At 62.3% G+C, this 25,414-nt stretch carries 19 protein-coding genes; 11 read left to right on the top strand and 8 right to left on the bottom strand.

The window, feature by feature from the left end; genetic code table 11:
• Positions 1–52: 52 nt before the first annotated feature.
• The gene (locus EWV35_RS06150) at positions 53–2,620 is read right to left on the bottom strand and encodes a DNA gyrase/topoisomerase IV subunit A (protein ID WP_129659121.1); all 2,568 of its coding nucleotides are present in this window, start codon (positions 2,618–2,620) and stop codon (positions 53–55) included.
• An 85-nt stretch (positions 2,621–2,705) separates the two neighbouring features.
• Between EWV35_RS06150 and EWV35_RS06145 the strand changes: the two genes are divergently transcribed.
• The 3 genes from EWV35_RS06145 (at position 2,706) to EWV35_RS06135 (ending at position 7,403) form a co-directional block, all read left to right on the top strand.
• The gene (locus EWV35_RS06145; protein WP_129659118.1) at positions 2,706–5,423 is read left to right on the top strand and encodes a bifunctional acetate--CoA ligase family protein/GNAT family N-acetyltransferase; all 2,718 of its coding nucleotides are present in this window, start codon (positions 2,706–2,708) and stop codon (positions 5,421–5,423) included.
• Between the two features lie 130 nt (positions 5,424–5,553).
• Positions 5,554–6,153 (top strand): DUF5998 family protein, encoded by a 600-nt coding sequence (locus EWV35_RS06140; RefSeq protein ID WP_129659115.1) that lies wholly within the window; start codon positions 5,554–5,556, stop codon positions 6,151–6,153.
• A gap of 14 nt (positions 6,154–6,167) precedes the next feature.
• On the top strand, positions 6,168–7,403 hold the full coding sequence (locus tag EWV35_RS06135) for an alkaline phosphatase family protein (protein WP_129659112.1): 1,236 nt from the start codon (positions 6,168–6,170) through the stop codon (positions 7,401–7,403).
• Positions 7,404–7,475: 72 nt separating this feature from the next.
• Here the strand turns inward: EWV35_RS06135 and EWV35_RS13165 are convergent, their stop codons facing one another.
• Together EWV35_RS13165 and sepH are read right to left on the bottom strand one after the other, a co-directional pair.
• Positions 7,476–8,813 (bottom strand): hypothetical protein, encoded by a 1,338-nt coding sequence (locus EWV35_RS13165; RefSeq protein WP_165168377.1) that lies wholly within the window; start codon positions 8,811–8,813, stop codon positions 7,476–7,478.
• A 107-nt stretch (positions 8,814–8,920) separates the two neighbouring features.
• Positions 8,921–10,039, bottom strand: coding sequence for a septation protein SepH (gene sepH, locus EWV35_RS06120; RefSeq protein ID WP_129659101.1), 1,119 nt, complete (start codon positions 10,037–10,039; stop codon positions 8,921–8,923).
• A 308-nt stretch (positions 10,040–10,347) separates the two neighbouring features.
• Between sepH and EWV35_RS06115 the strand changes: the two genes are divergently transcribed.
• Positions 10,348–10,647, top strand: a complete 300-nt coding sequence (locus tag EWV35_RS06115; protein WP_129360910.1) for a DUF4193 domain-containing protein — start codon at positions 10,348–10,350, stop codon at positions 10,645–10,647.
• Positions 10,648–10,881: 234 nt separating this feature from the next.
• Here the strand turns inward: EWV35_RS06115 and EWV35_RS06110 are convergent, their stop codons facing one another.
• Positions 10,882–11,448 (bottom strand): DUF3093 domain-containing protein, encoded by a 567-nt coding sequence (locus EWV35_RS06110; protein WP_129659098.1) that lies wholly within the window; start codon positions 11,446–11,448, stop codon positions 10,882–10,884.
• Between the two features lie 264 nt (positions 11,449–11,712).
• Here EWV35_RS06110 and dut point away from each other — a divergent pair, with 264 nt between their 5' ends.
• From dut to EWV35_RS06090, 4 genes are read left to right on the top strand one after another with little or no spacing between them, the layout of a single operon-like run.
• Positions 11,713–12,159: a dUTP diphosphatase gene (gene dut / locus EWV35_RS06105; RefSeq protein WP_129659095.1), complete on the top strand. Its 447-nt coding sequence runs from the start codon at positions 11,713–11,715 to the stop codon at positions 12,157–12,159.
• Between the two features lie 11 nt (positions 12,160–12,170).
• Complete coding sequence (locus EWV35_RS06100; protein ID WP_238654192.1) at positions 12,171–13,016, top strand: DUF3710 domain-containing protein; 846 nt, start codon at positions 12,171–12,173, stop codon at positions 13,014–13,016.
• Positions 13,009–13,443 (top strand): hypothetical protein, encoded by a 435-nt coding sequence (locus EWV35_RS06095; RefSeq protein ID WP_129659092.1) that lies wholly within the window; start codon positions 13,009–13,011, stop codon positions 13,441–13,443. Before EWV35_RS06100 ends, EWV35_RS06095 begins: the two co-directional genes overlap by 8 nt.
• Positions 13,444–13,466: 23 nt before the next feature.
• Positions 13,467–14,207, top strand: a complete 741-nt coding sequence (locus EWV35_RS06090; RefSeq protein WP_129659089.1) for a DUF3159 domain-containing protein — start codon at positions 13,467–13,469, stop codon at positions 14,205–14,207.
• Between the two features lie 17 nt (positions 14,208–14,224).
• Here EWV35_RS06090 and EWV35_RS06085 read toward each other — a convergent pair whose 3' ends face one another.
• Together EWV35_RS06085 and EWV35_RS06080 are read right to left on the bottom strand one after the other, a co-directional pair.
• A complete protein-coding gene (locus EWV35_RS06085; RefSeq protein WP_129659086.1) occupies positions 14,225–14,968 on the bottom strand; it encodes a potassium channel family protein in 744 nt (247 codons plus the stop codon).
• 1 nt (position 14,969) lies between these two features.
• Positions 14,970–15,773, bottom strand: a complete 804-nt coding sequence (locus EWV35_RS06080) for a potassium channel family protein (protein ID WP_129659083.1) — start codon at positions 15,771–15,773, stop codon at positions 14,970–14,972.
• Positions 15,774–15,894: 121 nt separating this feature from the next.
• On the opposite strand from EWV35_RS06080, the gene EWV35_RS06075 reads away from it, so the two are divergent.
• The 3 genes from EWV35_RS06075 to acnA all read left to right on the top strand — a co-directional run bounded on the left by EWV35_RS06075 (position 15,895) and on the right by acnA (position 22,323).
• Positions 15,895–17,853, top strand: a complete 1,959-nt coding sequence (locus EWV35_RS06075) for an APC family permease (protein WP_129659080.1) — start codon at positions 15,895–15,897, stop codon at positions 17,851–17,853.
• Positions 17,850–19,307, top strand: coding sequence for a class I SAM-dependent RNA methyltransferase (locus tag EWV35_RS06070; protein WP_129659077.1), 1,458 nt, complete (start codon positions 17,850–17,852; stop codon positions 19,305–19,307). The genes EWV35_RS06075 and EWV35_RS06070 overlap by 4 nt, the downstream gene beginning before the upstream one ends.
• A 211-nt stretch (positions 19,308–19,518) precedes the next feature.
• Positions 19,519–22,323 (top strand): aconitate hydratase AcnA, encoded by a 2,805-nt coding sequence (gene acnA / locus EWV35_RS06065; RefSeq protein ID WP_129659075.1) that lies wholly within the window; start codon positions 19,519–19,521, stop codon positions 22,321–22,323.
• Positions 22,324–22,494: 171 nt separating this feature from the next.
• Here acnA and EWV35_RS06060 read toward each other — a convergent pair whose 3' ends face one another.
• Together EWV35_RS06060 and EWV35_RS06055 are read right to left on the bottom strand one after the other, a co-directional pair.
• Positions 22,495–23,013: a Rieske (2Fe-2S) protein gene (locus EWV35_RS06060; protein ID WP_129659073.1), complete on the bottom strand. Its 519-nt coding sequence runs from the start codon at positions 23,011–23,013 to the stop codon at positions 22,495–22,497.
• A 179-nt stretch (positions 23,014–23,192) separates the two neighbouring features.
• A complete protein-coding gene (locus EWV35_RS06055; RefSeq protein WP_129659071.1) occupies positions 23,193–25,328 on the bottom strand; it encodes a 3-hydroxyacyl-CoA dehydrogenase NAD-binding domain-containing protein in 2,136 nt (711 codons plus the stop codon).
• Between the last annotated feature and the right edge of the window lie 86 nt (positions 25,329–25,414).

Here is a 25,414-nt window from a genome sequence, read left to right as displayed (position 1 = left end):
GGAGTTGTCCGCCCCACCGTGTGGGAGCCTGGCCAGCGCAGTGGTCCGGTTACTAGCTTGCCGTGATGTCGACCGAATCATCGGCGTCGTCTCGCACGGAACCGTCCTCTGCACCGGATCCGAGGGCGGGTCCGATGGCATCGATCGACTGCGAGAGCTGAACCCCCGAGCCGTCCCGGGCACCGTATTCGGTCGGCAAGGACCGAGCGACGCCGGCCGATGAGACGGCCTTGGCCGGGCCCCTGCCGGCCCACGCAAGCCGGAGAACCGACTCGCCCTTGAGGAAACGGTGAGCGCGCACACCACCGGTAGCTCGCCCCTTGGACGGGTACTCACTGAACTCGGTGATCTTCGCCGATCCGGCCACAGTCCCAGGCAGTGCCTCGCCCGAATCGGAAACCGTCACGACGACCGCGGGCTCGCCCGGTGCGATGGCGCCGAAATACAGAACACGGTCTCCTTCTGCCAATTTGATTCCCGCGACCCCTCCTGCGGTACGACCCTGCGGGCGGACCTTGGCCGCGTCGAAGGAAAGAAGTTTGGCCTCGCGAGTGATGAAAACCAGGTTGTCATCATTCGACGCGTGCGTGACTCCCACCAGCTCGTCGCCGTCCTTGAGCGAAATGATGGGCCAGTCGTCCCTGTTCAACGGGTAATCCGGATTGACGCGCTTGACGACGCCTTGAGCCGTACCGAGCGCGATGATTTGATTCAGCGGCGCGAGGCCGATCAACGACTCGCCCTTCTCCAAGGTCAGGAAGTCCTTGACCCGCACACCAGTGCCGAGGTTCGGAGCGCTTCCGGAGAGCTCCAGCTGCGGTATGTCCATGACATTGACACGGACCATCCGTCCCGAGGAGAGGACGGCCCCGATCTCGCCCCGGGCAGTCGCCGGCACCAAAGAACGCAGGGCGTCGTGCTTGATCCGTTTCCCGGGGTCCTCGAAGGACTCCCTGCCGCCGGGCCCTCCTGGAGTTCGTCCGAGCTGCCCTGACGTGGAAAGCGCGACCCAACACGGGTCGTCCGCGATCTCCAGAGCAAGACCCAGCCCCTTCTTTGCAGTTTTCGCTCCCGAATCCGTGACGGCGGAGGCCAACTTCGCCAGATCGTCCGAGCCTGCCAACTCGGTGCGGCGATCCGTTCCGTAGCGTTCGGAGACCTCGGCCAACTCGTCCGAGACCACGGCGCGCAATTTGGCGTCGGATGAGAGGATCGACTCGAGCTCCTCGATTTTCGCGCGGAGCTCGTCGCGCTCGGTTTCCAACTCGATGCGGGAGAACTTAGTCAATTGGCGCAGGCGCAATTCCAGGATGTGATTGGCCTGGGCCTCGCTGAGGTCGAAGACCATCATCAGTCGCTCACGTGCCTGAGCCGTCTGATCCGAGGAACGAATGATCTCGATGACTTCATCGATGTCCAGAATTGCAACCAGAAGGCCCTCGACCAGGTGCAACCTGTCCTTGGACTTGCCCAAGCGGAAGGCAGTTCGGCGACGAACGACGTCGATCCTGTGCCCGACGTAAACCTTCAACAGGTCCAAAAGACCCAGTGTCCGGGGCTGGCCGTCGACCAGCGCCACGTTGTTGATCCCGAACGAGTCCTCGAGCGGCGTGTACTTGTACAAGGACTGCAGGACAGCGTGGGGGTTGAACCCATTCTTGAGCTCCACGACCAGCCGCGTACCATTCTTGCGGTCCGTCAGATCCACGACGTCGGAGATGCCCGAGAGCTTCTTCGACTGGACGCCGTCCTTGATTTTCTCAATGACTTTCTCCGCGCCCACCAGATACGGCAGCTCGGTGATCACGAGGCCCTGTTTCCGGGCCGTGACCTGTTCGATGCTGACCTTGGCACGGGTCTTGAAGGATCCACGGCCCGTCGCATATGCATCCTTGATTCCGTCGAGTCCGACAATACTGCCGCCCGTCGGAAGATCCGGACCAGGGATGAACCTCATGATCTCTTCGAGGGTCGCATCCGGTTGCTCGATCAAATGCCGGGCTCCCGCAATGACTTCCCGAAGATTATGTGGGGCCATATTGGTCGCCATGCCCACGGCAATGCCCGAGGAACCGTTGACCAGCAGATTCGGGAATGCCGCAGGCAGGACGCCCGGTTGCGTGAACTGGTTGTCGTAATTGGGCACGAAATCCACGACGTCTTCGTCCAGATCGCCGGTCAGAGCGAGAGAAGCAGGTGCCATACGGGCCTCGGTGTAACGGGCGGCCGCGGGACCGTCGTCGACCGAGCCGAAATTCCCGTGCCCGTCGACCAAGGGCAAGCGCATCGCGAAAGGCTGCGCTAACCGAACCATGGCGTCGTAGATGGCGCTGTCCCCGTGAGGATGCAACTTGCCCATGACCTCTCCGACCACGCGGGCAGACTTCACGTGGCCCCGATCCGGGCGTAGTCCCATTTGGGTCATCATAAAGAGAATGCGCCGTTGCACAGGCTTGAGACCGTCCCGTGCGTCCGGAAGCGCACGGGAATAGATCACCGAATACGAGTACTCGAGGAAACTCGTTTCCATTTCGGACGACACATCGATATCGACGATGTTCTCGACGACGTCGAGCGGGAAATCCTCGGGAGTATTCGACGACTTACGGCGGGGGGCCATCTATGGATCCTCACGGTCTGACGGTTCTGGGCCTCACCAGTCTAGAACAATAGGCTCCTGTGACTTGCGCTACTAGACTGGGAGCATGGCCGAAGAGAATGTATACCCCTCCCACTGGGAAGCCGACGTGGTGTTGCGTGACGGCGCAACCGCCCACCTCCGTCCCGTTCTCCCGACCGACCAGGATGCGCTCGCCGCGATGTATTCCCGTCAGTCGGAACGAACCATCTACTTGCGGTTCTTCACCTACAAATCGTCCTTGAGCGCCAAAGAGCTCGCTCGATTCACCACCGTCGACCATCATGACCGCGTGGCTTTCGTGATCATGCTCGGAAAAGAAATGATCGGCATCGGCCGTTACGACCGAACGAACGATCCCCACGAGGCGGAAGTCGCGTTCTTCATCTCGGATGCCCACCACGGCCGGGGCATAGGATCGATTCTCCTCGAGCACCTCGCTGCAGCAGGGTTGGAGAGGGGAATCACCAAATTCTCGGCGGAAGTGCTTCCGGAGAACCGAAAAATGCTCAACGTGTTCTCGGAGGCCGGGTTCGAGGTTGCGCGGGTATTCGACGACGGCGTCGTCATGGTCAATTTCAACATCGACCCCACCGAAAAATCACGAGAGGTCATGGCGTCCCGCGAGCACCGCGCCGAAGCGAAATCCGTGTCCTCCTTGATCGCTCCCAGATCGGTCGCAATCATCGGGGCCTCCCGTGATTGGAACCAGGTCGGACACGAGATCCTCGTCAACATCGTCGAGGGCGGGTTCACGGGCCCGGTCTACGGAATCAACCCCGAGGCCTTCGAACTTGCAGGCATGAAAGCGTACCCAAGCATCGCAGACGTCCCCGAACCCGTTGACCTCGCGATCATCACCGTGCCGATCTCGGCCGTCGCGGGCGTCGTCGAGGAATGCGGCAGCGTGGGCGTACGCGGTGTGTGCATCGTCACGGGCGGATACGCCGACGACGGTGCGCGAGGGAGGGCTCGTCAACAAGCTCTCGTGCGCACTGCCCGAAGCTTCGGGATGCGAGTGATCGGGCCGGCCTCCTTGGGGCTCATCAACACGGATCCGGCCGTGAACCTCAACGCCTCCCTCGGCGAAGCCAGGCCCCAACCCGGAGATCTTGGACTCTTCAGCCAATCGGCGGCTATCGGAGTGCTGCTGTACACATCGGCACGCAGACGCCAGCTGGGGTTCTCTTCGGTCCTCTCCGCCGGGAATCGCGCCGACGTCTCCGGAAACGACATGATGCAGTACTGGGAGGACGACGGCGAAACCACCGCGTGCTGCATGTACCTCGAATCGATCGGCAATCCCCGCAAATTCTCCCGGATCGCCCGTCGCCTGGCTCGAAGCAAACCCGTCGTGGTCGCGAAGTCGGATGTTACCGGTGTCCAATTGCCTCCCGGACATACGGGCCGCACGAGTTCCGCTCCGCCGGAAGCCCTCAATGAAATGTTCCGCCAGTCCGGAGTGATCAGAGCCGAAACCTCCGAACACCTTATGGACATTGCACAGTTGCTCGTGTCCCAACCTCTGCCGCGAGGCCGGCGGGTCGCGGTTTTCTCCAACGCCTTCGCCCTCGGTCAGGTCATCGCGGACGCCTGCACGAGCCACGGCGTCGAGGCCAAGCACACCGAGCACGTGCTCGACACTGCCAGTCCCGACATCGATGCTCTGGACATGATCCGGGACTCCGTGCTCACTGCATTGCGCTCCTCCGAAGTCGACGCAGCTGTTGCCTCGTTCCTGCCTTCTCCTCAGGTCGGGCAGGACGAAATAACCGAAGTCTTGGCGGATTGTGGCGTCGAAACAGGCAAACCCGTGCTCGCCGCCTTCACCGGCGTCATGGAGCCTACCCCGTATCAGCGCGGAATTTATCCGTGCCCTCGCGAATACCGAGATGCAAGAGCCGCCGAGTCCTGCAACTACCCGGGCGTTCCTTGCTACGAGAGCCCGGGGGCCGCCATCGGTGCGCTCGCCGCGGCGATGGATTACGTGGCGTGGCGGGCCCAGGAAGACGTTTTCGTCGAGGACATCGAGGGCGTGAACGCCAAAGCGGTCGAGGAAAGGATCGAGGAGCTTAAACCCAAGATCCCGGGAGAGGGGCTGTTGGAACTGGATCCGCGTCGAACCGCCGAACTGCTGGGCGCCTACGGAATCACCGTCCTGGAATCGGTGCCCTTCGAGACCAAGAACGAGGCGTGCCAGGCCGCCGAGAAACTCGGCTACCCCGTTGCGCTCAAAGCCATCGATCCGACCATGCGACATCGGTTGGACCTTGGGGGAGTACGGCTCGGAATCGAAGACCAAGAATCGCTCGTGAGGGACATCGATCTGATGCGACGCACGCTGGCGACGTACGGGGACTTCGACCTCGAGGTCCAGAGCATGGCTCCCACGGGGCAGAACTGTGTGATTCGTGCAATGGAGGATCCTCTGCTCGGTCCGGTTGTGTCTTTCGGCATGTCGGGGGACTCGGTCAACTTGCTGGACGACTGGGCGCACCGTGTTCCGCCATTGACACAGAGGGACGTCGAAAAGCTCGTCCGATCGCCCAAGGCATCCAGAAAGCTCTTCGGCTACGATGGATTGCCTCCGGTCCGGGTGGATCTCCTCGAAGACCTCATCCGTCGGGTGGCCGAACTCAAGGACAGGCACCCGGAAATAGCTCTGGTCGAGCTCAACCCGATCATGATTTCCGGTCAGACCCTCACCGTCCTGGACTCCACCGTGAAACTGGGCAATCCGCAGCAGAGAACGGACAGCGCTCGTCGGACGATGTCACGCTCATGACGGAAGAAGGCTGCCCGGCCAGGGCATCGGTCGTAGAATAGATGAAGCGCCCTGATCTGGGCGAGGAATTACCCTGCTGAGGGGCCGGGCGGTCAACACGCCGTCAACATCGACCATCGGAAGCGAGTGCATGGCTGAGTCAGGAAACAACGGGCAGAACCTAGACCGCGATATCGTCAACGCGGGATTTTACCCTCAGTTGGTCAGCGACGTGGTGCGGGATGCCTTGGATGGGCAGATCCCATCCTCACACTTGGTTCACCTGGAGACTCACTTCGACCAGACCGAAGTTCACCGCCACGTGACCGTGGTGGCCTTGGCCGGGGAAATCGTTCAGATCACGCACGTTGATGACCAAACCTTGGACGAAGACGGAAGCCAGGTTGTCGCCCACGTCTCGACCGAGACCGTGCCCATTCGGAATCTCACGTCGGTCACACTCTCGTATGCCTACAGGCAACCGCAGAACTACACCTCTGATGCGCTGGCCGCCGAAGTCACGCTGATGATGTCCTGGACCGGAAGCCATCGCCTTGATCTTCAGCCGGCCGGTTGCTCAGACCCCCAGTGCGACGCCGACCACGGCTACACCGGCGTCGCGGCGAGGGAAGACGTCGTTCTGCGCATATCCGCCGAGGCGGACGGGCAGCAGGCAGTGCAAGATGCCAAAGAATTCGCGCGGGCACTGCGTCGGGCCAACACGGCACTGTCCGGAACCGTCCACTCCTGATGTCGGACCCCGGCATGAGCTGCACGAACCCTCGTAAGGATCTTTCGGGACAAGCGTTCCCGGCGCCACCTCGCTACGGGGAGGCCTCGATCGCCGACCTCATGACCTCGGCAGCGTCCCTGTACAGACCGGTCGCGGAATCGGAGCGGAGAACCGAATTCCCGGACTCGTTGGATCTCGGGGGGCGCCTTGCCGCAAACGGCAAGGGACGAGGGCCTTATCGTAACGTGTGTGTGGTGCTCGTGGACGGTTTGGGGAGAAGCTTGCTCTCTCGACACGGCGGACATGCGCCTCACCTCCGGAAATCCCTCGATCTGGGCGAGCTCGATTCTGCCTTGCCGTCGACGACCGCGGCATCCCTCGCCGTACTCGGAACCGGCATGCCGACGGGGCAGACGGGCATGGTCGGCTACGACGTCGTCGATCCCGACCGGGGCGTCGTCGTGAACCAGCTCTCCGGATGGGACCCAGCCGTGGATCCGTTGCATTGGCAACCCCATCCGACGGTCTTCGAGCGGCTCAACGGTCTCGGAGAAGCCGTCACCGTGTCCATGTCCGCATACGAAGACAGCGCTCTTACCCGTGCGGCACTGCGCGGGAGCCGTTTCGTGGCAGCCGGATCGACGCTTGCCCGCGTGAGCCAGGCAGCGGATATCCTCAAGACCCGGAACCCGACGTTCATGTACCTCTACTGGGGAGAATTGGATCAGACCGGCCACAAATACGGTTGCACGTCAGAGCGTTGGCTGGAAGCCCTTGAAGAACTGGACAACGGGCTCAAGAGGCTCTCGTCTCGAGTTGGCCCCGATACCTTGATTCTCCTCACGGCCGATCACGGAATGGTCGACATCCCCGAGGCGGACCGTGTGGACTATTCGAGTATTCCCGAGCTGGTGGCGGGCGTCCGGCTCACGGCTGGTGAGCCGAGAATGGTGCAACTGCATCTCGAGGATCCTTTAGACGCCGCTGTTCGTGGTCGTCTCGTTGAAGCCTGGGCTCATCATTTCGGAGATCGTGCGTGGATCCTCGACAGGGAGGAGCTGATTTCCGCCGGATACTTCGGAGACCGTATACGGCCCGAAGTCAGGCATCGCATCGGGGACATTATCGTTGCCGCCCACGGTTCGCTGGCCCTGTACGACGTGCGACGCACCAACACCGGCGCGCTCAAGATGGTCGGACAACACGGTTCGTGGACCGAGGAAGAGCGGTCGGTTCCCCTCAGGGCCTGGGTTGGTGCCGGGGGCTAAGGGGTAAGCCGTTTTGCGAGGACAAACCCGTTCCTCGAGCCCACGACGTCTCGGGACCATTGGGGACCGGACTCAACGGCCGGGGGACCCGGAGGCTCCTGGATTGTCCTCTTGCTCTGGTTGCCCGGCGTTCCCAGCTCCCTCATCGGCAGCCGTACTCCCAGTCTGCGCGGGGGCCGAAGACGGAGCCGGCGGCGTCGGTTGTGTGGGTTGCACGGGAGATTCCCGGCTCGGCTCCTGCGTCGGCTCCTGCGTCGGCGCCTGGCTCGGCTCCTGCGTGGGCGCCTGGGTCGGCTCCTGCGTGGGGTCCTCGGTCTTTTCCGACGTCGTCGGGGCAGGCTGCGTTGGTTCGGCAGAAGTGGGCGCGGGGGCTGTGGGCTCCTGAGTCGGAGGAGCCTCGGTCGGTACCACCGGCGCAGGCGCCTGCGTCACATCGCCGTAAGGGTCGGTCGGCTCGGGCTGTTGCTCGATGACCGTTGGCGTGGGCGGAGGCGCAGGACTCGACCAAGCAGGCTTTGACGAGGAACTCGAGGAGCTGGAAGAGCTCGAGGACGTGGAAGAGGAATTGCCTGAGACCTTTGAAGAGTCGTCGTCGTGGTTGATGAATGCCGCCGTAGCGCCTGCACCGATCACGGCCACCGCGAGAACCGCCGCTCCAGCCCACAAAAGCGGTTTTTTGCCGGACGAATGCGATGGGTCGGGATCGGTTTCAGAAGCAGGGCCGGAGCCTGGAACCGTCGATCCCGCGGCCGTGCCGGAATTCCTCGAAGGGGTGGAGTCTTCCTGTCGAATCCACCGGGTGGAACTCGCGCCGCTAGCCGGGGCCACTGGGCCGGTCGGTGCCGTCGTCGGATGAGCGCTTGCGGTACCTGCAACGTCAGCGGCTCCTGCGGTTCCTCCCCGTGCGGCGACGTCGCGGCCGGGCTTGCCCTGCGTTTGACGTGCCGATTCAGCGGCCTGACGTTCTCTGCGTCGTAGTTCGGCGGCCGCGGCAGCCCGGCGCCGTTCCTGTTCGCGACGCTCGCGTTTGGTTTGGGGAATCTTCGCATCGGCGAAGAGCTCGTCATTGAGGCTCTGGAGCGGTTCCGTTTCGGACGAATAAACGTTCGGTTGCTGCCCGACGTACTCGTATCCCGGAGCGAGGCCCTCAGTCTCTTCCGCGGCAGGATCATCTGTGCTCTGAACTGAGGATTCCGTGCCGTCGGTGGAACTTTTCGAGGTGGATTCTGCCTTCCCCGTCTGGGAACCTGCGGGCTGTGCTTCCGTGCTTCGCTCGCGGCTCGACGCGTCGGAGCCAGGGGCCGATGCGGCTGCGTCCTCTGCGGACGAATCCTTCGGCTCCTGATCGTTGTGGGGGAGTGCAGAATGAGTGCCGCTCCCCGGACGTGTCTTACGACGCTTTTTCCCCATGAAAACCTTTGTGCATAGCGTGCGGTATCAGGTCGTTGACTACCTGTAACACCTCAAAATACCGTTACTGCGTCCCCGTGGCGAGTCGTGCGCCGGTTTCGTCACACTTAGTCTTTGGGACGGTGTTGGCCGAAGACGATATCGTCCCAACTCGGTACCGACGGGCGACCGCCGCGTGAGCGATTGCCGCGTTGATCGCTGTCGGTCGCGGCGTCGTGCTTCGCGGTCGAGGAAGCATTGTCCTCGTCTGCGTCGGTATCGGGTTCGGGAAATTTCTCGGTCAGGCCTGTGATGTGCTGATCACTGTTCGGATCGCTCCCGGACGCGGTTCCCCGACGTGCCTCGAGCTCGTCCAGGAGCGTCTCAGTGGCAGTCGGCTCATCGGCTGCGACCGCCCGCAAATGCTTCCGCGATGGGGCCGAGGCTTGGTGCCCGGCTTCCTCGGGCGCCGGTGCTCCCGATGCGTCTGACTCATCCTGGTCCGCGGAAGAAACAGCCTCGGATCCCGTACCTGCGTCTGCCGAATCGGACGGCAAGGTTGAGTCTTCGGCGGACCCGCCGGGCGAGCAGGCCTCCGCCAAGCCTTCGTTTGTTGCGGAAACGAGGTCCTCGGCATCCTCATGCGGCTGTCCGAACAAGAACTCAGCGACGGCGTTGCCGGCGACCACGGTCTGGTTCGCGGGGTTGTACACGAACCGGGCCGGGAAATCGGCGCCGGAAGGAATCTGGGCGAGGGCCGGCTGAGAATAATTGACCGAGACTGTGACGTTCCATTGCCCGTCTTCGCGTTGCCACGAGTTCCACTGGGCATCGCCCTCTGCGAAATTCCAGTCCTCGCGCACCGCCACGACCTGGTCGTTGAGCGTCTTGCGTCCTCGAGAGCGGGGATCGAGGGACCTCACGACGACGTTGCGCGCGGCGGTGACGATGTGCGCCCGTTCGGCCAGGATCGGCCATTCGTAGCGGCGCACTCGCTCGGGCTTCCACCCGGACTCGGCGACGATTTCGTCGACAGTTGCCCCTTGACGGAACCGCGTCTGAATATCACGTGGACCGTAGTCCCCGCGCCCGCTCAGGCCGCGTGGGGCCTGAGCCCGCCGGGCCTTCACCACGGCATTGCGCAGGCCGTTGTCGATGCGAACTTGGTATCGCTGCTCGCCGTCCGCAGACTCGAGAACGAGGTGTTCGCCGTCGTCTTGGACTCCCACGAAGGTCAGCCGATCCATCAGTTCTCCTTATTGATTCCGCTCCGACGCGTTCGCGACCAGTGCTTTCGCGCCCGTTTCTCCACAAAGAATACCGCTTCGGGACCCGAGGTCGGGACACCCTGCACCTCGTCAAATCCGCTGACAGTAAAATCGGCTGGACACAACCGGGCTCAATAGTGAACAATCATCGCGATACCGGCAGGCATTGAGTTCGACGCATACTTCATAACGAGGTCAACGGGTGCACAAGCTGGTAGCAGAACCACACGATGATCGGAAGGCTACGTGGGCCTACCGAGAAATACCGACGAAAGCGTGACACACACATGGCTACCGATTACGACGCCCCGCGCAAGCAAGATGAAGAAAGCAGCTCCGATTCCATCGAGGAGCTGAAGTCGCACCGCAGCGACCAGCAGTCCAACGTGGTCGATGAGGACGAGAACGCCGCGGCCGAAAGTTTTGAACTCCCCGGTGCGGACCTGTCCCATGAGGAACTATCCGTGGTCGTGCTTCCTGCGCAGCAGGATGAATTCACCTGTGCTTCGTGCTTCTTGGTTCGTCACCGTTCCCAGATTGCTCGCGAAGAAGACGGATTGTTCTACTGCGTGGAGTGCGAGGCCTGAGACGACGGCAGCTGCGCAACGTGGGCGGCCCCATCGCAAAAAGGAGGAACTCGAGTTCCTCCTTTTTTGTGCTCTCACGGGACGCTCCGTCGCCAAGAACCATTGTGGACTTGGTGCCGCGGATGAGTCAGTGCGCCAACCAATATGCTCCTGGGCGACACGCCGACAAGGAGCTTGTCCGAATAAACGACGCTTCCCGGGACGCGTTCCCGACCGGCGTGAGGCTCCTCAGCTTCACCCCTGGGCCGAATCCTCGTCCTCGGGCTCGACGACCACCTGATTGACCGAAGGCGTGCGGTTCTCCTGCAATTCCGGGTCCGTGCCCAGAGCCAAGGCCAGCTCTTCCGGGCGGCGCGAATTGGTGAGCCAATATGGTGTGGGGTCGGCCGGGTCGACCAAGTGAATACGAGCCACGGGGGAAACCCAGGGCCGGAAATTCATATAGGCTCGGCCGTCAGCGGCGGGTCCGCAGGCAATGCGCGCGTTCTCCCCGCGGAAGATCTCGACCTCTCCCACATATTCGCGCTCAATATGCGCGCGACCAACCTGAAGGGAATCCTCGGTCACCTCGAGGACTGGCGATGAAGCGTACAGGATGAGACCCAGGGTCGCGGCGAGAACGATCGCCACCAGAATGGCGATCGGAATATTGATCGGCGCGCCCACGGCAAAGCACGCAAAGCCGAAGACCACGACACAGACCCACACACCTGGAGAAGGATAGAGCTTTTCGTGGAATTCGACGGCCGAGGAAGAGCCGAACCCGGCGTCGTCGGCGTTCGGGGAGACGGAGTCAGACATAACGTCAAGAATACGCGTCGCGGAAGGCGGGCCGGAACTCGCATGTGGCCGGAAAGCTTCATCAGGCAGCAGAGACCGTGAGTCGGGGCACCATGAGCCCGGTCCGGGGCCGCGGAATCCCACGGAAACGCGGATCTTGGCCACAGACCCGGGTGGTAACCATGCCGAACCGTTACAGTGTCTAAGGACGAGCGAGTTCCAGGCGGACCAACCGCTGAACCCACCGTTCATTTCAAACCAGCCACCGATCCAGGAAAACGTCTCATGCAATCGACCGTCGACGTCAAGATCACCCTGTTGGACCCGGAACTGCCGGCCCCCGCGTACGCGCAACACGGCGATGCCGGTGCCGATCTCCGTTCCAGCCAGGACGTCGTGCTGGCCCCGGGAGAAAGGGCCCTGGTGCCTACCGGAGTGGCCATCGCTCTGCCGGATGGGTATGTGGGCCTGGTGCATCCGCGGTCGGGACTGGCCGCGAAATTCGGCATCACGATCGTCAACGCGCCGGGAACCGTCGATTCGGGATATCGCGGCGAACTCATGGTCACTTTGCTCAATACGGACCAGAATGAGCCATATGAGGTCCACCGAGGCGACCGCATTGCGCAGCTCGTGATCCAGAAATACGAGCATGCGACTTTTGATGTGGTTGAGGAACTGCCGCTCTCGGAACGAGGCGCGGCAGGATTCGGCTCGACCGGAACTGACTAGAAAGGACTATCGTGCTGGGATTCGGCAACAAGAAGAAGGCCAGCGAGGCCGAAGAAGAAACAACCCCGCAGGAGACGGATACCGCGGAGAAAAAACCTGCGAAAGGCCGCACGGTGAAGACCGAGGACGAGAGTCGGCCTGATCGCGATCTGATCAACGCCGAGGACGACGAAGACATCGACGAGGCCGAGCAGGCGGCGACTGCGGCCGAGGAAGCAATCGCCCACGAGCCGGACCGCTCCGTCACGGGCCCGTTCGACGTCACCGAAATCGAAACCGATGACTCCTATATCGATTTGGGCGGCCTCCGGATCAAGCCGGATGAAACCGTGGACATGCGCATCGACGTAGATCAGAGAAACCAGTCAGTGGTCTCGGTAACGTTCCAGAAGAACGGAGCGATTCTGCAGGTGCAGCCGTTCGCGGCGCCCAAGAGTCGAGGACTGTGGTCCGAGATTCGCACCGAACTCGCGGCTTCCGTGCGCGAGCAGAACGGCGTCGTCGACATCCTGGACGGTGCCTTGGGCCGTCAGGTGATCGCCAAATTGCCCGCTTCCATGCCCAACGGCGACCGCGGATACCGCGTTGCGCGGTTCGTGGGCGTAGACGGCCCCCGCTGGTTCCTCCGCGGGGTGTTCTCGGGTGACGCTGCCGTCAAGAGGAGCGCCGCACGCGAAATGGAACGAATTTTCCGCGCTCTCGTGGTGGTCCGGGGCCAGGATCCGATGGCTCCGCGTGACTTGTTGCCGTTGAAGATACCCGACAACGCCGTGCGCAGGGACCCCAACGAAGACGAAAAGCGCACCCTGAGCAGCGATGTGCCGGAGCGAGGACCGGAGATCACGCAGATTGGCTAAACCCTTGCCGGTTCACGGTTCGATGGATCATTCGGACCAGGGGGCGCGGCGCATTCGGGTGCTCGTCGAGGGGCGGGTCAACGAGGTACACATCCAACCCGTCGACGCGCTGCCACAATACGAAGCCGAAGTCGATATCACCGCGAGCTATCGCACCGTTTCTTCGGATGCTCGCCACAGGCTTCCCAAAGGCTCCTTTGCCGCGCCCACTTCGGCGATTGCGATGGACATGCCGCATTTCGAGGATGCCGATGCGCCGCTCGGTCCGGGAACGCACGTGCGACTGATCTGGCACGGCCAGAGGACCGTTCCAGGGATCGGCGCCGGGACGCGACTGCGGTGCTCGGGCATGCTTGCATTCCTCGGCGGCGTCCCGGTCATTTACAATCCGCGGTACGAGATCGTATCGCGGCATCAAGAGCTTTAGACCAACTGGAGAGCATCAACACGATGGAGCAACGGGACGCAAACGGTTCGGAGCGTCGACCGGAAAACCGAGGCCATGCCGACGGCACGCCGTCCTTCGGCCAGCAGATGGCCGCGGCCTACGGAAAATCCGGGGCATTTCGGCGGGACGAGAGTGGACAGATCGATGTCATGCACGCGATCGGGGGAGTAAGAGGCCTCGTCGAAGCCGTCTTGCCGTCATTGGCCTACCTGACGTGTTTCATCATCACCTCTTCTCTGTCCACGTCGCTCGTAATCGCGATCGGCCTCGCCGTGATCATCTCGATCATCCGATTCATCACCGGAGGGCAGAAGATTCAAGCCTTTTCCGGTGCGGTCGGCGTTCTCATCTGCGCTTTCTTCGCACACGCCGGTGGGAAACCGATCGACTATTATCTTGTCGGCTTCTGGACCAACGGGGCCTATGCGGTGGGTCTGGCAATTTCGATGGCCGTCCGCTGGCCCCTGCTCGGCGTAGTCTTTGGGATGCTCCGTGGGGAGGATATGAACTGGCGACGCCAGCCCGGCAGACTTCGGGCCTATCAAATGGCCACGGGAATCCTGGTCGTGATGTTCGTGGTTCGTTTGGCGGTCCAGTTGCCCTTTTTCTTCGCCGACAACGTGACGGCACTGGGCATCAGCCGGTTGATCATGGGAATACCGCTCTACGCGTTCTGCCTGTGGCTCGCCTGGATGATGACTCGCCCCGCGGAGACCAGGTCTCAGAGCGAGACAACCTCCTAAGAAACGTCGGCCACGACCTAGAGCTCTTGGCCGTGGGCCGTTTCGTCCAGGCCGGGCTCCTCCGAGACGACGTCGTCATCGTGCTCATCCGTTGCGCTCTCGGTCTCCGCGTTGAACAAGGAGCGCAGGTCCTGCTCTCCCTGCGGCGTGGTGATGAGGAACAGTTCGTCCTCTCCCTCGAGTACGTCGTCTCCGGTCGGCGTCACGGGGATCCCGTCGCGCAGGATTGCAACAAGGGTGGTTTCTGCGGGCCACTCGACGGACTCGACGGTCCACCCGACGAATGCATGGTCCGTCGGAACCGTGTATTCGATCAGCGTCGCTCCACCGGTTTGCAGATTGAGCAGCCGGACGACGTCGCCGACTTCCACAGCCTCCTCGACCAATGCCGTCATGAGACGCGGGGTGGAGACCGCGACGTCCACACCCCATGCATCGTCGAACATCCATTCGTTCTTGGGGTTGTTGACGCGGCCCACGGTCCGCGGGACGCCGAATTCGGATCTGGCCAAGAGGGATACGACCAAATTGGTTTTGTCGTCCCCCGTCGCCGCGACGATCACGTCGGCGTTCTGGGGCTCGGCCTGACGCAGAATGGACAGCTCACAAGCGTCGCCGATCAGCCACGTTGCCCCGCGCAGATCCGACCTGCCGATGGCCTCAGGCTTTTCGTCGAGAATCGTGACGTGATGTCCGTGGCCCAGTAGCTCGAATGCGATGGACGAGCCCACGGAGCCCGCGCCCACGATCAATACCTGCACGTTATTCCTCTCCTTCGCCGCGTTGAAGCCCTGATTCTCCGGCCTCCCGCTGGCTTTCGCCCGTATCGGTTCGCTCGACGGTCGATGCGGGTTTGCCCCACGCCCGCTGGCTGAGCCGCGGTTCGAATGGTTCGTCCTCGAGCTCGGCCGGCGGCGAAGAAAGGATTCTGGCGACCGTATTCATCTCCTGGGTGCGAATCATCGCATGGACGACGTCGCCCTGCTGAAAACTCGTGTCCGAGCCGGGCAACATTCCCTCGCCGAACCTGGTGATGAATGCGATGCGCACGTCGGCCGCCTCCTCGATATCGCTCAGAGGATGCCCCGTCCAGTCCTCGTGCAGCTGCAATTCGGCCAGGACCAGACGACCTGAGGCTTCACGGTAGTCACCGGTCATCGATTGCTCGGGCAGAATTCGGCGCAGGACCTGGTCGGTGCTCCACCGGACCGCGGCGACCGTGGGAATGCCGAGTCTTTGGAAGAATTCCGCGCGGTTGGGATCATTGATGCGGGCGACGACGTGCGAGACCTTGAAAGTTTCGCGGGCTACGCGGGAGGCCAGAATGTTCGAGTTGTCGCCATTGGACACCGCAGCAAACGCATAGGCGCCATCGATGTCTGCGCGTTTGAGGGTTTCGCGGTCGAAACCGACGCCCTTGACCTTTTTGCCGGCAAAATCCTTGCGAAGACGCCTGAAAGCGCGTTCATCCTGATCAATGATGGCCACGGTGTGGCCCGCGGCCTCAAGGGAATGGGCGAGCATGACTCCGACTCGCCCGGCGCCCATAATCACGAAGTGAGGCACGGTGCAATGGCTCCTGACGTTTGCCGGGACTGTGAAAGTGCTCGATCGTCGATCCAGCGGGTCTGATCTCCAGGGTAATGCACCGCGACCCCCGTGGGGGTGTGGGGTAGCCTATGGCATTGTGCAATCACTTCCTACGAGCGCGCGGCGGGCCCTCCTCGGGGCGCCCAAAGAGACGGAGCAAATCCGTAGTCTGGCCTTGCCCAAACGCGCGGCGCTGCCGGTTTTCGGCGCGGACGGGTTCTCGGCGATTGCTTACGCTCCGGACGAGATCATCATGGTCCTGGCCCTTGCCGGTTCGGCGGGCGTGGTCATGTCACCGTGGATCGGCTTGGGCGTTGCGATCGTCCTGCTCCTGGTGATCGGCACTTACCGCTACAACATCCGCGACGTCGCCGTCTCGGGTGGCGATTATCACGTCGTCAGCGATCGTTTGGGGCCCAGAACCGGCGCGGCGGCTGGAGCCAGCCTGTTGTTCGACTTCGTCCTGACCGTGGCCGTCTCGGTCTCGTCAGCATCTTCATACCTGACAACCTTGATACCTGCCCTAGCGGGGCATCGAATGTGGGTCGCGGCCGTCTTGGTGATCCTTCTGACCTTCCTGTACATCCGCGGACTGCATTTCATGGGGCGAATCGCTCTTCTGCCTGCATTGTTGTTCATCCTGTGCCTAGGGATGGTCCTGTCCGTCGGCATCGTGGAGTCCTGGTTCGGGGTCCTCGGTCGGGCACCTAGCGCAGAGTTCTACGTCCGCCCTGAGACAGTGGAATCCAACTCTTTGACCGGGTTCGGCTTGCTGCTCCTGGTTGCCCGATCTTTCTCATCCGGCGCGGTGACGTTGACGGGAGTCGAGTCGGTCAGCAATTCGGCTCGATTCTTCCGCGCCCCCAAGGCTCGCAACGCGGCGCGGAGTCTCGTGACGATGGGGCTGTCGACGGCCGTCGCTCTGGTGGGGATCCTCTACCTGGCACGGACCAGCGGCGCGGTCGTGACACTCGAATCGACGCAACTCGTGGTGGCCGGTCACGCCATGCCGGCGGACTTTCACCAGATCCCGATTCTGGCGCAGGTGGCGCAGGCCGTGACCGGAGACAATCTGTTCTTCGACGTATTTCTGGTCAGCACCGTGCTGTTCCTCCTGCTGGCTCCGGCGGCCGCGTACGCCGGATTCCCCATCCTGGCGTCGACCATGGCCGAACAAGGGTATTTGCCCGTCCACTTCAGGGCACGAAGCAACCGTTCGTTGTACGCCAACGGGGAGATCGTGCTGGGTGCGGGCGCACTGGTCGTCACCTTGGCCTTCCGAGCGGACGTCAACGACCTCATCCAGCTTTACGTGGTGGGCGTGCTGTTCTCGATGTCTTTGACTCAGGCCGCCGTTTTCCTCAAACGCCGCAACGACATCCGGGTGGTGTTAGACACTCAACCACGTCGGCGACTCATCCGGGATCAGATCGTCACCACGATAGGCTTGGTGGCGACTGTTCTGGCTACGGTCGTGGTCCTGGTCACCAAGCTGGCTCAGGGCGCGTGGGTCACCGTCCTGGTGGTCGGCCTGGTTACGTTGGCGACTCTTGCCATCAAGAAGCACTACCGGAAAATCGACCAGGAGCTTGCCGTGAAGCAGAAGAACCCTCTCAAGGCCCTTCCGTCGCGGGTGCACGCCATGGTCGTCGTGCCTCGCCTCCGAAAGCCCGCGCTCAGGGCACTGGCGTATGCACGGGCGACCCGCCCCTCGACGATCGAAGGACTCGTACTCAACGTCGACGAGGCCGGTACCCGGAAAATCCGTGAATTGTGGGATCGTTACGAGGTACCTGTGCCCCTGACCATCCTGGCATCTCCCTTCCGTGACCCCGTGACTCCGGTGATCGAACACGTGCGAGAAGTGCGTAAGGCCTCACCGCGTGACGTCGTGATCGTCTACGTCCCGGAGTACGTTTTGGAGCACTGGTGGGACAAGTTTTTACATCACCGTTCGGGAAGCAAGATCGCGGCGGCGCTACGGAAAGAACCCGGGGTGGTCACGGCAATGGTTCCGTGGCGCCTCGGACACGAAGACGAGGAGAATCTGCCGTGATCCAACCTGGAGACGAATTCGAGGTCACGACCAACGCGATTGCGCACGGCGGTGCGAGCGTCGGCCGGCACGAGGGACAAGTGATCTTCGTCCGCGACGCCGTGCCCGGCGAACGACTGCGTGTCCGGGTGGACTCGATGGGCAAGGGCAATCGATTCGCCCATGCTCATGTCCTCGACGTGCTCGAACCCTCCTCGAACCGCAGAGACCATCCATGGCCGATGGCCGATGCGCTCGTGCACGAGCAGCCTGTCGGGGGCGCGGACTACGGGCACATCCGCCCAGAGGCGCAATTACGCCTCAAATCTCACGTCATCACGGAGCAACTGACCCGCTTGGGCGGCGTGGACCAGGATTCCCCCTTGCTCAGGCGCCTCACGGTCGAACCTCTGGACGCCGGGACCGGTGGAGGTTGGCGCACACGGGTGCACTGGGCCGTGGACGAGAAAGGCCGCTTGGGAATGCACCCGTACCACGGGTCGGAGATCATCCCGGTCAGCCAGCTGCCGTTCGCCGTTCCGGAAATCAACAACCTGCACCTGTGGGAAGGCGAATGGCGCAATATCCAGAGGGTCGACGTCGCCGCTCCGGCAACAGGTCTTCCACCCCTCATCCTCTTCACCGCCGAGGAGGGAATCGTGCCCGAGGAGATCGTCGACGACATCGACGTCGAGTTGGCGACGTGCCTCCCCGCAGGAATTGAGGCCTCGGCTGTGATTGTGCCCGCGTCCGTCCCAGGACGTCAGCAAGGTGAAAAACCGGATTCCGAACTGGTCCGGGGAGGATCCGAGGTCTACGAAGAAGTACCGTTCCCGGACGGAACGGTCGCCGCTTTCCGAGTCGGCGCGGGCGGGTTCTGGCAGAACCACAAGAATGCTCCGCAACGACTGGCTCGAATCGTCGAGGAAGCCAGCGATCTGCAAACGGGCGAGACGGCGTGGGACCTCTATGGGGGAGCAGGTCTGCTGACCGCTGCCCTCGCCGACAGGGTCGGTGAAGGCGGGACCGTGTGGAGCGTCGAAGGTTCACCCGTGACCGCCGCGGATTCCGAATTCAACTTCGGACCGGAGGGCGCTTCACGGACGCCTCGCGCACGCGAAGCGAATGTGGTGGCCACGAAAGCCGGCGTGGAACAAGCGCTGAGAAAGTGGGATTCCGGGGGCACGGGGCGGTCTCGTCGAGATTCTCGCGGCGGGCGGATACCGCAGGGACGACCGGACGTCATCGTGCTGGATCCGCCCCGCCAGGGCGCAGGACGGCGGGTTATGGAAGCGCTCGCGGAGATCCGGCCCCGACGGATTGTGTACGTCGCGTGCGACCCGGCGGCTTTGGGACGGGACACGGGCTATCTGCGTACTTCCGGCTGGGAACTGACCGACGTTCAGGGGCTGGACATGTACCCGGATACGCATCACGTGGAGACGATCGCGGTCTTCGAACCTCACCGCAACTAGACCTTTCGTCACGGGCTAAAGGTGTCGTCACATGAGAACACCGTCGAGCACAGAAGGTAGACTTCTGAAGAGAAGGCTTAGTGTCACTGTGTCTCTAAAGGTTTGCATCACACCTAACAATTGCGCTCATGCTGAGCGCGCAACCGCTAGGACTCACCTAGGGACGCGGAACTACGCCTGGAAATGACAGTGGCGAGAGGAGTCCCAAGCAATGAGCACTGTGGACAGCTTCGGTTCCAAGGGCGCGTTGGACGTCAACGGAACCGAATACGAAATTTTCCGACTCAGCAAGGTCGAGGGTGCAGAGAAGCTGCCTTTCAGCCTCAAGGTTCTGCTCGAGAACCTGCTGCGCACCGAAGACGGTGCGAACATCACCGATGAGCACATCAAGGCCCTGGCTAGCTGGGATCCCAAAGCCGAACCCGACACCGAGATCCAATTCACTCCGGCTCGCGTGATCATGCAGGACTTCACCGGCGTTCCCTGCGTCGTTGACCTCGCGACCATGCGCGAGGCCGTGAAGTCCCTCGGCGGAGATCCCACCAAGATCAACCCGCTGGCTCCTGCCGAGCTCGTGATCGACCACTCCGTGCAGATCGATTCGTTCGGCAACAAGGATGCCATCGAGCGCAATATGGACATCGAGTACCAGCGCAACGGCGAGCGTTACCAGTTCCTCCGGTGGGGACAGACTGCATTCGAGGATTTCAAGGTCGTTCCTCCCGGAATGGGCATCGTGCATCAGGTGAATATCGAATACCTGGCACGCACCGTCATGTCCCGCGAGGTCGACGGCGTCCTGCGTGCCTACCCGGACACCCTCGTCGGAACCGACTCCCACACGACCATGGTCAATGGCCTGGGCGTTCTCGGCTGGGGCGTGGGCGGCATTGAGGCCGAGGCCGCGATGCTCGGCCAGCCCGTGTCGATGCTGATCCCCAAGGTCGTCGGATTCAAGCTGACGGGCAAGATCCCCGCCGGTTCGACCGCGACCGACGTCGTACTGACGATCACCCAGATGCTCCGCGAGCAGGGTGTCGTCGGCAAGTTCGTCGAGTTCTACGGCGAGGGCGTGACAGAGGTTCCGCTGGCCAACCGTGCGACCATCGGCAACATGAGCCCCGAGTTCGGCTCGACCGCTGCGATCTTCCCGATCGATGACGTAACCCTCGAATACCTGCGCCTGACCGGTCGCAGCGAGGACCAGGTCGCCTTGGTCGAGAAGTACACCAAGGAACAGGGCCTGTGGCACGACCCCAGCGACGAGGCAGCGTACTCCGAGTACATCGAGCTGGACCTCTCCACCGTGGTTCCCTCGATCGCCGGTCCGAAGCGTCCGCAGGACCGCATTGCACTGACCAACGCCAAGAACCAGTTCCGCACTGACCTCGACAACTACGTCGATCAGAAGGAGCCCGAGTCGGGCGAAGAATCTTTCCCGGCTTCCGACGCTCCAGCCGTGGACGATTCGCCCGAGGTGACCGAGGAACAGCGTCCGCGCCGTGTTTCGGCCGCTGCTTCGGCTCATGGTCGTCACTCCCACCCGGTCGAGGTGGACATGCCGGACGGCCGTGAATTCGAGCTGGACCACGGTGCGGTTGCCATTGCATCCATCACCTCGTGCACCAACACCTCCAACCCCTCCGTCATGATGGCCGCAGGCGTGCTCGCACGTAACGCGGCCGCCAAGGGTCTCAAGGCGAAGCCGTGGGTCAAGACGTCAATTGCCCCGGGCTCCAAGGTCGTCACCGACTATTACGAGAAAGCCGGCCTGATGTCGGAGCTCGAGAGCGTCGGCTTCTACATCGTCGGTTACGGTTGCACCACGTGCATCGGCAACTCGGGCCCGCTCGAGGATGAAGTGTCCAAGGCCGTCAGCGACAACGATTTGTCGGTTACGTCGGTCCTGTCCGGCAACCGCAACTTCGAGGGCCGCATCAACCCGGACGTCAAGATGAACTACTTGGCTTCCCCGCCGCTCGTCATCGCTTACTCGCTGGCCGGGTCGATGGACTTCGACTTCGAGAACGATCCCCTGGGCCAGGACCAAGACGGCAACGATGTCTACCTCAAGGACATCTGGCCGGATCCGACCGAGGTCCAGCAGATCATTGACGCCTCGGTCTCGACCGACCAGTACAGCACCGAATACGGCACCATCTTCGACGGTGACGATCGCTGGAAGAACCTGGATACCCCCACAGGAGACACCTTCGAGTGGGACGAGAACTCGACGTACGTGCGCAAGCCACCGTATTTCGATGGCATGACCATGGAGCCGGACCTCGTGGAGGACATCGAGAATGCTCGAGTCCTGCTCAAGCTGGGGGACTCGGTCACGACCGACCACATCTCTCCGGCCGGCTCCTTCAAATCGGACACGCCCGCAGGCAAGTACCTCATCGAGAACGGCGTCGAGCGCAAGGATTTCAACTCCTACGGTTCGCGCCGCGGTAACCACGAGGTCATGATCCGCGGAACGTTCGCGAACATCCGCATCAAAAACGAGCTCCTCGACGGCGTCGAGGGCGGTTTCACCCGCGACTTCACCAAGGGCGGCGAACAAAGCACTGTTTACGATGCGGCGCAAAACTACGCGGCAGAAGGAACTCCGCTCGTGGTTTTGGGTGGCAAGGAGTACGGCACCGGTTCCTCCCGCGACTGGGCGGCAAAGGGCACCCGTTTGTTGGGTGTCAAGGCGGTCATCGCCGAATCCTTCGAGCGCATTCACCGTTCGAACCTGATCGGTATGGGCGTTCTTCCGCTTCAGTTCCCGGAGGGCGAGTCGCACGCGTCGCTCGGCCTGGACGGTACCGAGTCGTTCACCATCACCGGAGTCACCGAGATCAACGAGGGCAAGACGCCCAAGACGGTCCACGTGACGGCAACATCGGAAGAAGGCAAGAAGACCGAATTCGACGCCGACGTCCGAATCGACACCCCAGGCGAGAGGGAGTACTTCCGTAACGGCGGTATCCTCCAGTACGTCTTGAGGAACCTGGTGCGGAACAACTAAGTTCTTCACCGAGAAGGTGCGGGAGGCTCATGAGCCTCCCGCACCTTCGTCGTTTAATGCTGGTTCCTGCACACGGCAGCCACAGCGATCCGCGGGTCGTTCAAGCCTTCCGGTGCGACAACGCCGATTACCCGGCGCCTTGCCGCCTCACCACCTCACCGCGGAACCGCGTCAGCTGAGCTTGATGCGTCCGTTCTCGACCTTGACCGAGTACTCCGGAAGCGGTTTCGGCGCTGGGCCGCCCTGCACGGAACCGTCCCGAATCGAAAACTGGGACGAGTGGCACGGGCAAGAAATGGCCTGGTTCTGGACATTCAGGGAACAGCCCTGATGCGTACATGAGGAACTGAAGGCCCTGAACTCGCCCTTGCTCGGCTGGGTCACCATGGCGGTCACTCCGTCCGCGGAAGCTTTGATGGCGTCTCCTTCGGGCACCTCATCCACCGCAGCGATGTCAACCGGCTTATTCGGGTCAATATCGGCTGCCTCCGCATCGTCAGTGGACCCCGACCCGCACGCGGTGAGTACGGCCGCGGACCCGGCAAGTATTCCCGCCCCGGCAATGGCGCGGCGTCGCGAAGTTCCCTCCACAGCTGCCCGTCCCGCCGTTTCATCGGCCGAGGAGATGCGGTCGCCGTCGGTCGTCGGCTCGGCGAGGGGTTGCTGCGAACAGGGGGAGTGGTGAGACATTCTGACCTCATTCATGGATGCGGGGTGCCGTGAATCCTGAGCTCCACGGCCGAGTTCTTCTAGGAAGACCGGGCACACCAAAGCCCGGGTCTGGGCGCGGCATCGCGGAACAGGGCCAACCCCTGAACACATCGAACACCCGACCCTGACCCGGGCTCTCGGTGGTCACATGGTATGGGTCAGCGCGTCCGCTCGAAAGCTCCGACACGGTCCAGGTACCGGGTGAGACCACCATTGAAGAACGGCCAACCGGCTCCCAGGATCATGGCCAGATCTATGTCCTGCCGATCCGGTACCACGCCCTCATCCAGCATACGAGAAATCTCCGAGGCCAGCGCGCCCTCGACATTCGCCCGAATGTCCTCGACCGTTTTTCCTTCCCCCTCGCATGCCACGATGTCTTGGGCTTCGGGGCTCAGTCCGCCCTCCTGATTCGAGATGGGGGAGATCTTCGACTCGTTCAGCTTCTTGAAGTTCTCAGAGACGTGAAAACGTTCGCCCTGGTACTTGTTCAGCGACTCCAGGAGATGGACGCCGATGGGCAATCCCACCAGGTCGATCAGGGCGAAGGAATCCATGGGGAATCCCAGAGGTTGGAAAGCCTCGACGATCCGTTCGGCAGGGGCGCCTTCGTCAAGCGCGCGTCCAGCTTCGGAAAGTACGACGCCGAGCACGCGGTTGACGATGAAGCCCGACGAATCCTGCGCCCCGACCGCCGTCTTCCGAAGCTTCTTGGCCAGGGAAAAGGCTGTGGCAATCGCTTCGTCTGTCGTCGACGTCGTGCGAACGATTTCCACCAGAGGGAGCACGGCCACCGGATTAAAGAAGTGGAAACCGATGACGCGCTCGGGATGGTCGAGACCCTCAATCATCTCGCCAACCAGCAGTGAGGACGTGTTGGTAGCGAGAATGCAGTCGTCCCTCACGGATTTCTCGAGATTGGCGAACACTTCCTGCTTGACCTTGGTCTCCTCGAAGACCGCTTCGATCACGAAGTCGCAATCGGCGTATTCGGAGGTGTCCGTGGTCCCGGAGACCAGCTGGCCCAGTCGGTCGGACTGGTCCTGGGTCAGCCGACCCTTCTGGACGTTCTTGGCCAACTCGTCGGTGATCCACTTCAGGCCCTTGTCGACGCGGGCCTGCTCGACATCGCTGATGAGCACGGGCACCTGGAGACGCGTCAGGAACAGCAAGGCCAGCTGGGACGCCATGAGGCCGGCCCCGACGACGCCGACCTTCTTGATCTCAGCGGGCTCGGTCTCCGGTGGAACCATGGACGGACGCTTGGCCCTGCGCTGGACCAGTTCGAGCATCGAATAGACGCTCGCCGAGAACTGGTCGCCCCGGGCGAGAGAGTCGAGGACATCGATTTGTCGCCGACGGGAGTCGTCGCGGCTCTCGACCGGTCCCTTCCGGAAGATGTCCAGGGCGACCCAGCATGCTTCGCTGGCGCCGGACGTCTTGCGGCGGATCAGGCTGTCCGTGGCCGCGGCGACCTCGTTGAAGCGTTCGCGTAGTTCGCCGCCGTCGCCTTCCTCCGACCACAAAGGATCGTTCTGATCGGTCTCATGAGGGCGCTCAACGGACACCTGTTCGTGGATGACCTTCCCGAACCAGTCGATGGCTTCCTTGCGTGCCGCGGCCTCGTCGGCCTTCGCCTGGGTCAATTCGTCCAGAATTCCGATTTCGCGTGCTTGTTCCGAGGTGAGCATCTTGCCGTTGTTCAACGGATTCTGGAAGATCACGCGAGCGGCGTTCTCGGGACCGATGAGGCGAGGAAGGGTGAAAATGCCCGTCCAACCAGGGATCAGCCCGAGTCGGATTTCCGGGAGACCGATATTCTTGGTTCCTGGGTGTCCCACGCGGTAGTCGGCGGAAAGGGCCAATTCCAGGCCACCGCCGAGAGCGGTTCCGTTGACGCGAGCACACGTCGGGACGGGTAGTGACCGGATGGATTCCACGAAATCATGACCCATCTGCCCGACGAGGTTCAGCGGCGAATCAGGATCACTGGCCAAGGTATCGACGAGGGTCAGGTCGACGCCGGCGGCGAAAGTCGGCGCGGTTCCTTCGATCATGACTCCGTCCACCGAACCCTCGTCCGCGAGCTTTCTGACGTCGTCGATCGCATGGAGCAATTCCTGGATCGAGCGGGGGCCGAGAGTCTCGGGGCGGCGTTCGGCATCGTTGTGCAACGTCAGGACGGCGATCTTGCCGTCTTGGGGGAGACCCACGATCTCCCGGGAGACGTGACTGACTACCTCGTCAGGGCAACGATCGGTCAAAACGGAGTAGTCGGGACGTGAAGCGGTCATGGTGTTCCTCTCGAGGGAATGTTTCTCACCACGTTACCTATAGCGTGAGTCACAATCTACTCGATACTCCCGGTATCACCAGGCGT

The sequence above is a fragment of the Rothia uropygialis genome (assembly GCF_004137765.1).
In the GTDB taxonomy this organism is placed as follows: domain Bacteria; phylum Actinomycetota; class Actinomycetes; order Actinomycetales; family Micrococcaceae; genus Rothia.
The sequence above is the reverse complement of the archived record's forward strand: the minus strand, read 5'-3'. Positions and strand labels throughout refer to the sequence as shown.

Coding starts and splice junctions, on each gene's coding strand:
- EWV35_RS06150 (WP_129659121.1), bottom strand. CDS start 2,620: ATGGCCCCCCGCCGTAAGTCGTCGAATACTCCCGAGGATTTCCCGCTC.
- EWV35_RS06145 (WP_129659118.1), top strand. CDS start 2,706: ATGGCCGAAGAGAATGTATACCCCTCCCACTGGGAAGCCGACGTGGTG.
- EWV35_RS06140 (WP_129659115.1), top strand. CDS start 5,554: ATGGCTGAGTCAGGAAACAACGGGCAGAACCTAGACCGCGATATCGTC.
- EWV35_RS06135 (WP_129659112.1), top strand. CDS start 6,168: ATGAGCTGCACGAACCCTCGTAAGGATCTTTCGGGACAAGCGTTCCCG.
- EWV35_RS13165 (WP_165168377.1), bottom strand. CDS start 8,813: ATGGGGAAAAAGCGTCGTAAGACACGTCCGGGGAGCGGCACTCATTCT.
- sepH (WP_129659101.1), bottom strand. CDS start 10,039: ATGGATCGGCTGACCTTCGTGGGAGTCCAAGACGACGGCGAACACCTC.
- EWV35_RS06115 (WP_129360910.1), top strand. CDS start 10,348: ATGGCTACCGATTACGACGCCCCGCGCAAGCAAGATGAAGAAAGCAGC.
- EWV35_RS06110 (WP_129659098.1), bottom strand. CDS start 11,448: ATGTCTGACTCCGTCTCCCCGAACGCCGACGACGCCGGGTTCGGCTCT.
- dut (WP_129659095.1), top strand. CDS start 11,713: ATGCAATCGACCGTCGACGTCAAGATCACCCTGTTGGACCCGGAACTG.
- EWV35_RS06090 (WP_129659089.1), top strand. CDS start 13,467: ATGGAGCAACGGGACGCAAACGGTTCGGAGCGTCGACCGGAAAACCGA.
- acnA (WP_129659075.1), top strand. CDS start 19,519: ATGAGCACTGTGGACAGCTTCGGTTCCAAGGGCGCGTTGGACGTCAAC.
- EWV35_RS06060 (WP_129659073.1), bottom strand. CDS start 23,013: ATGTCTCACCACTCCCCCTGTTCGCAGCAACCCCTCGCCGAGCCGACG.
- EWV35_RS06055 (WP_129659071.1), bottom strand. CDS start 25,328: ATGACCGCTTCACGTCCCGACTACTCCGTTTTGACCGATCGTTGCCCT.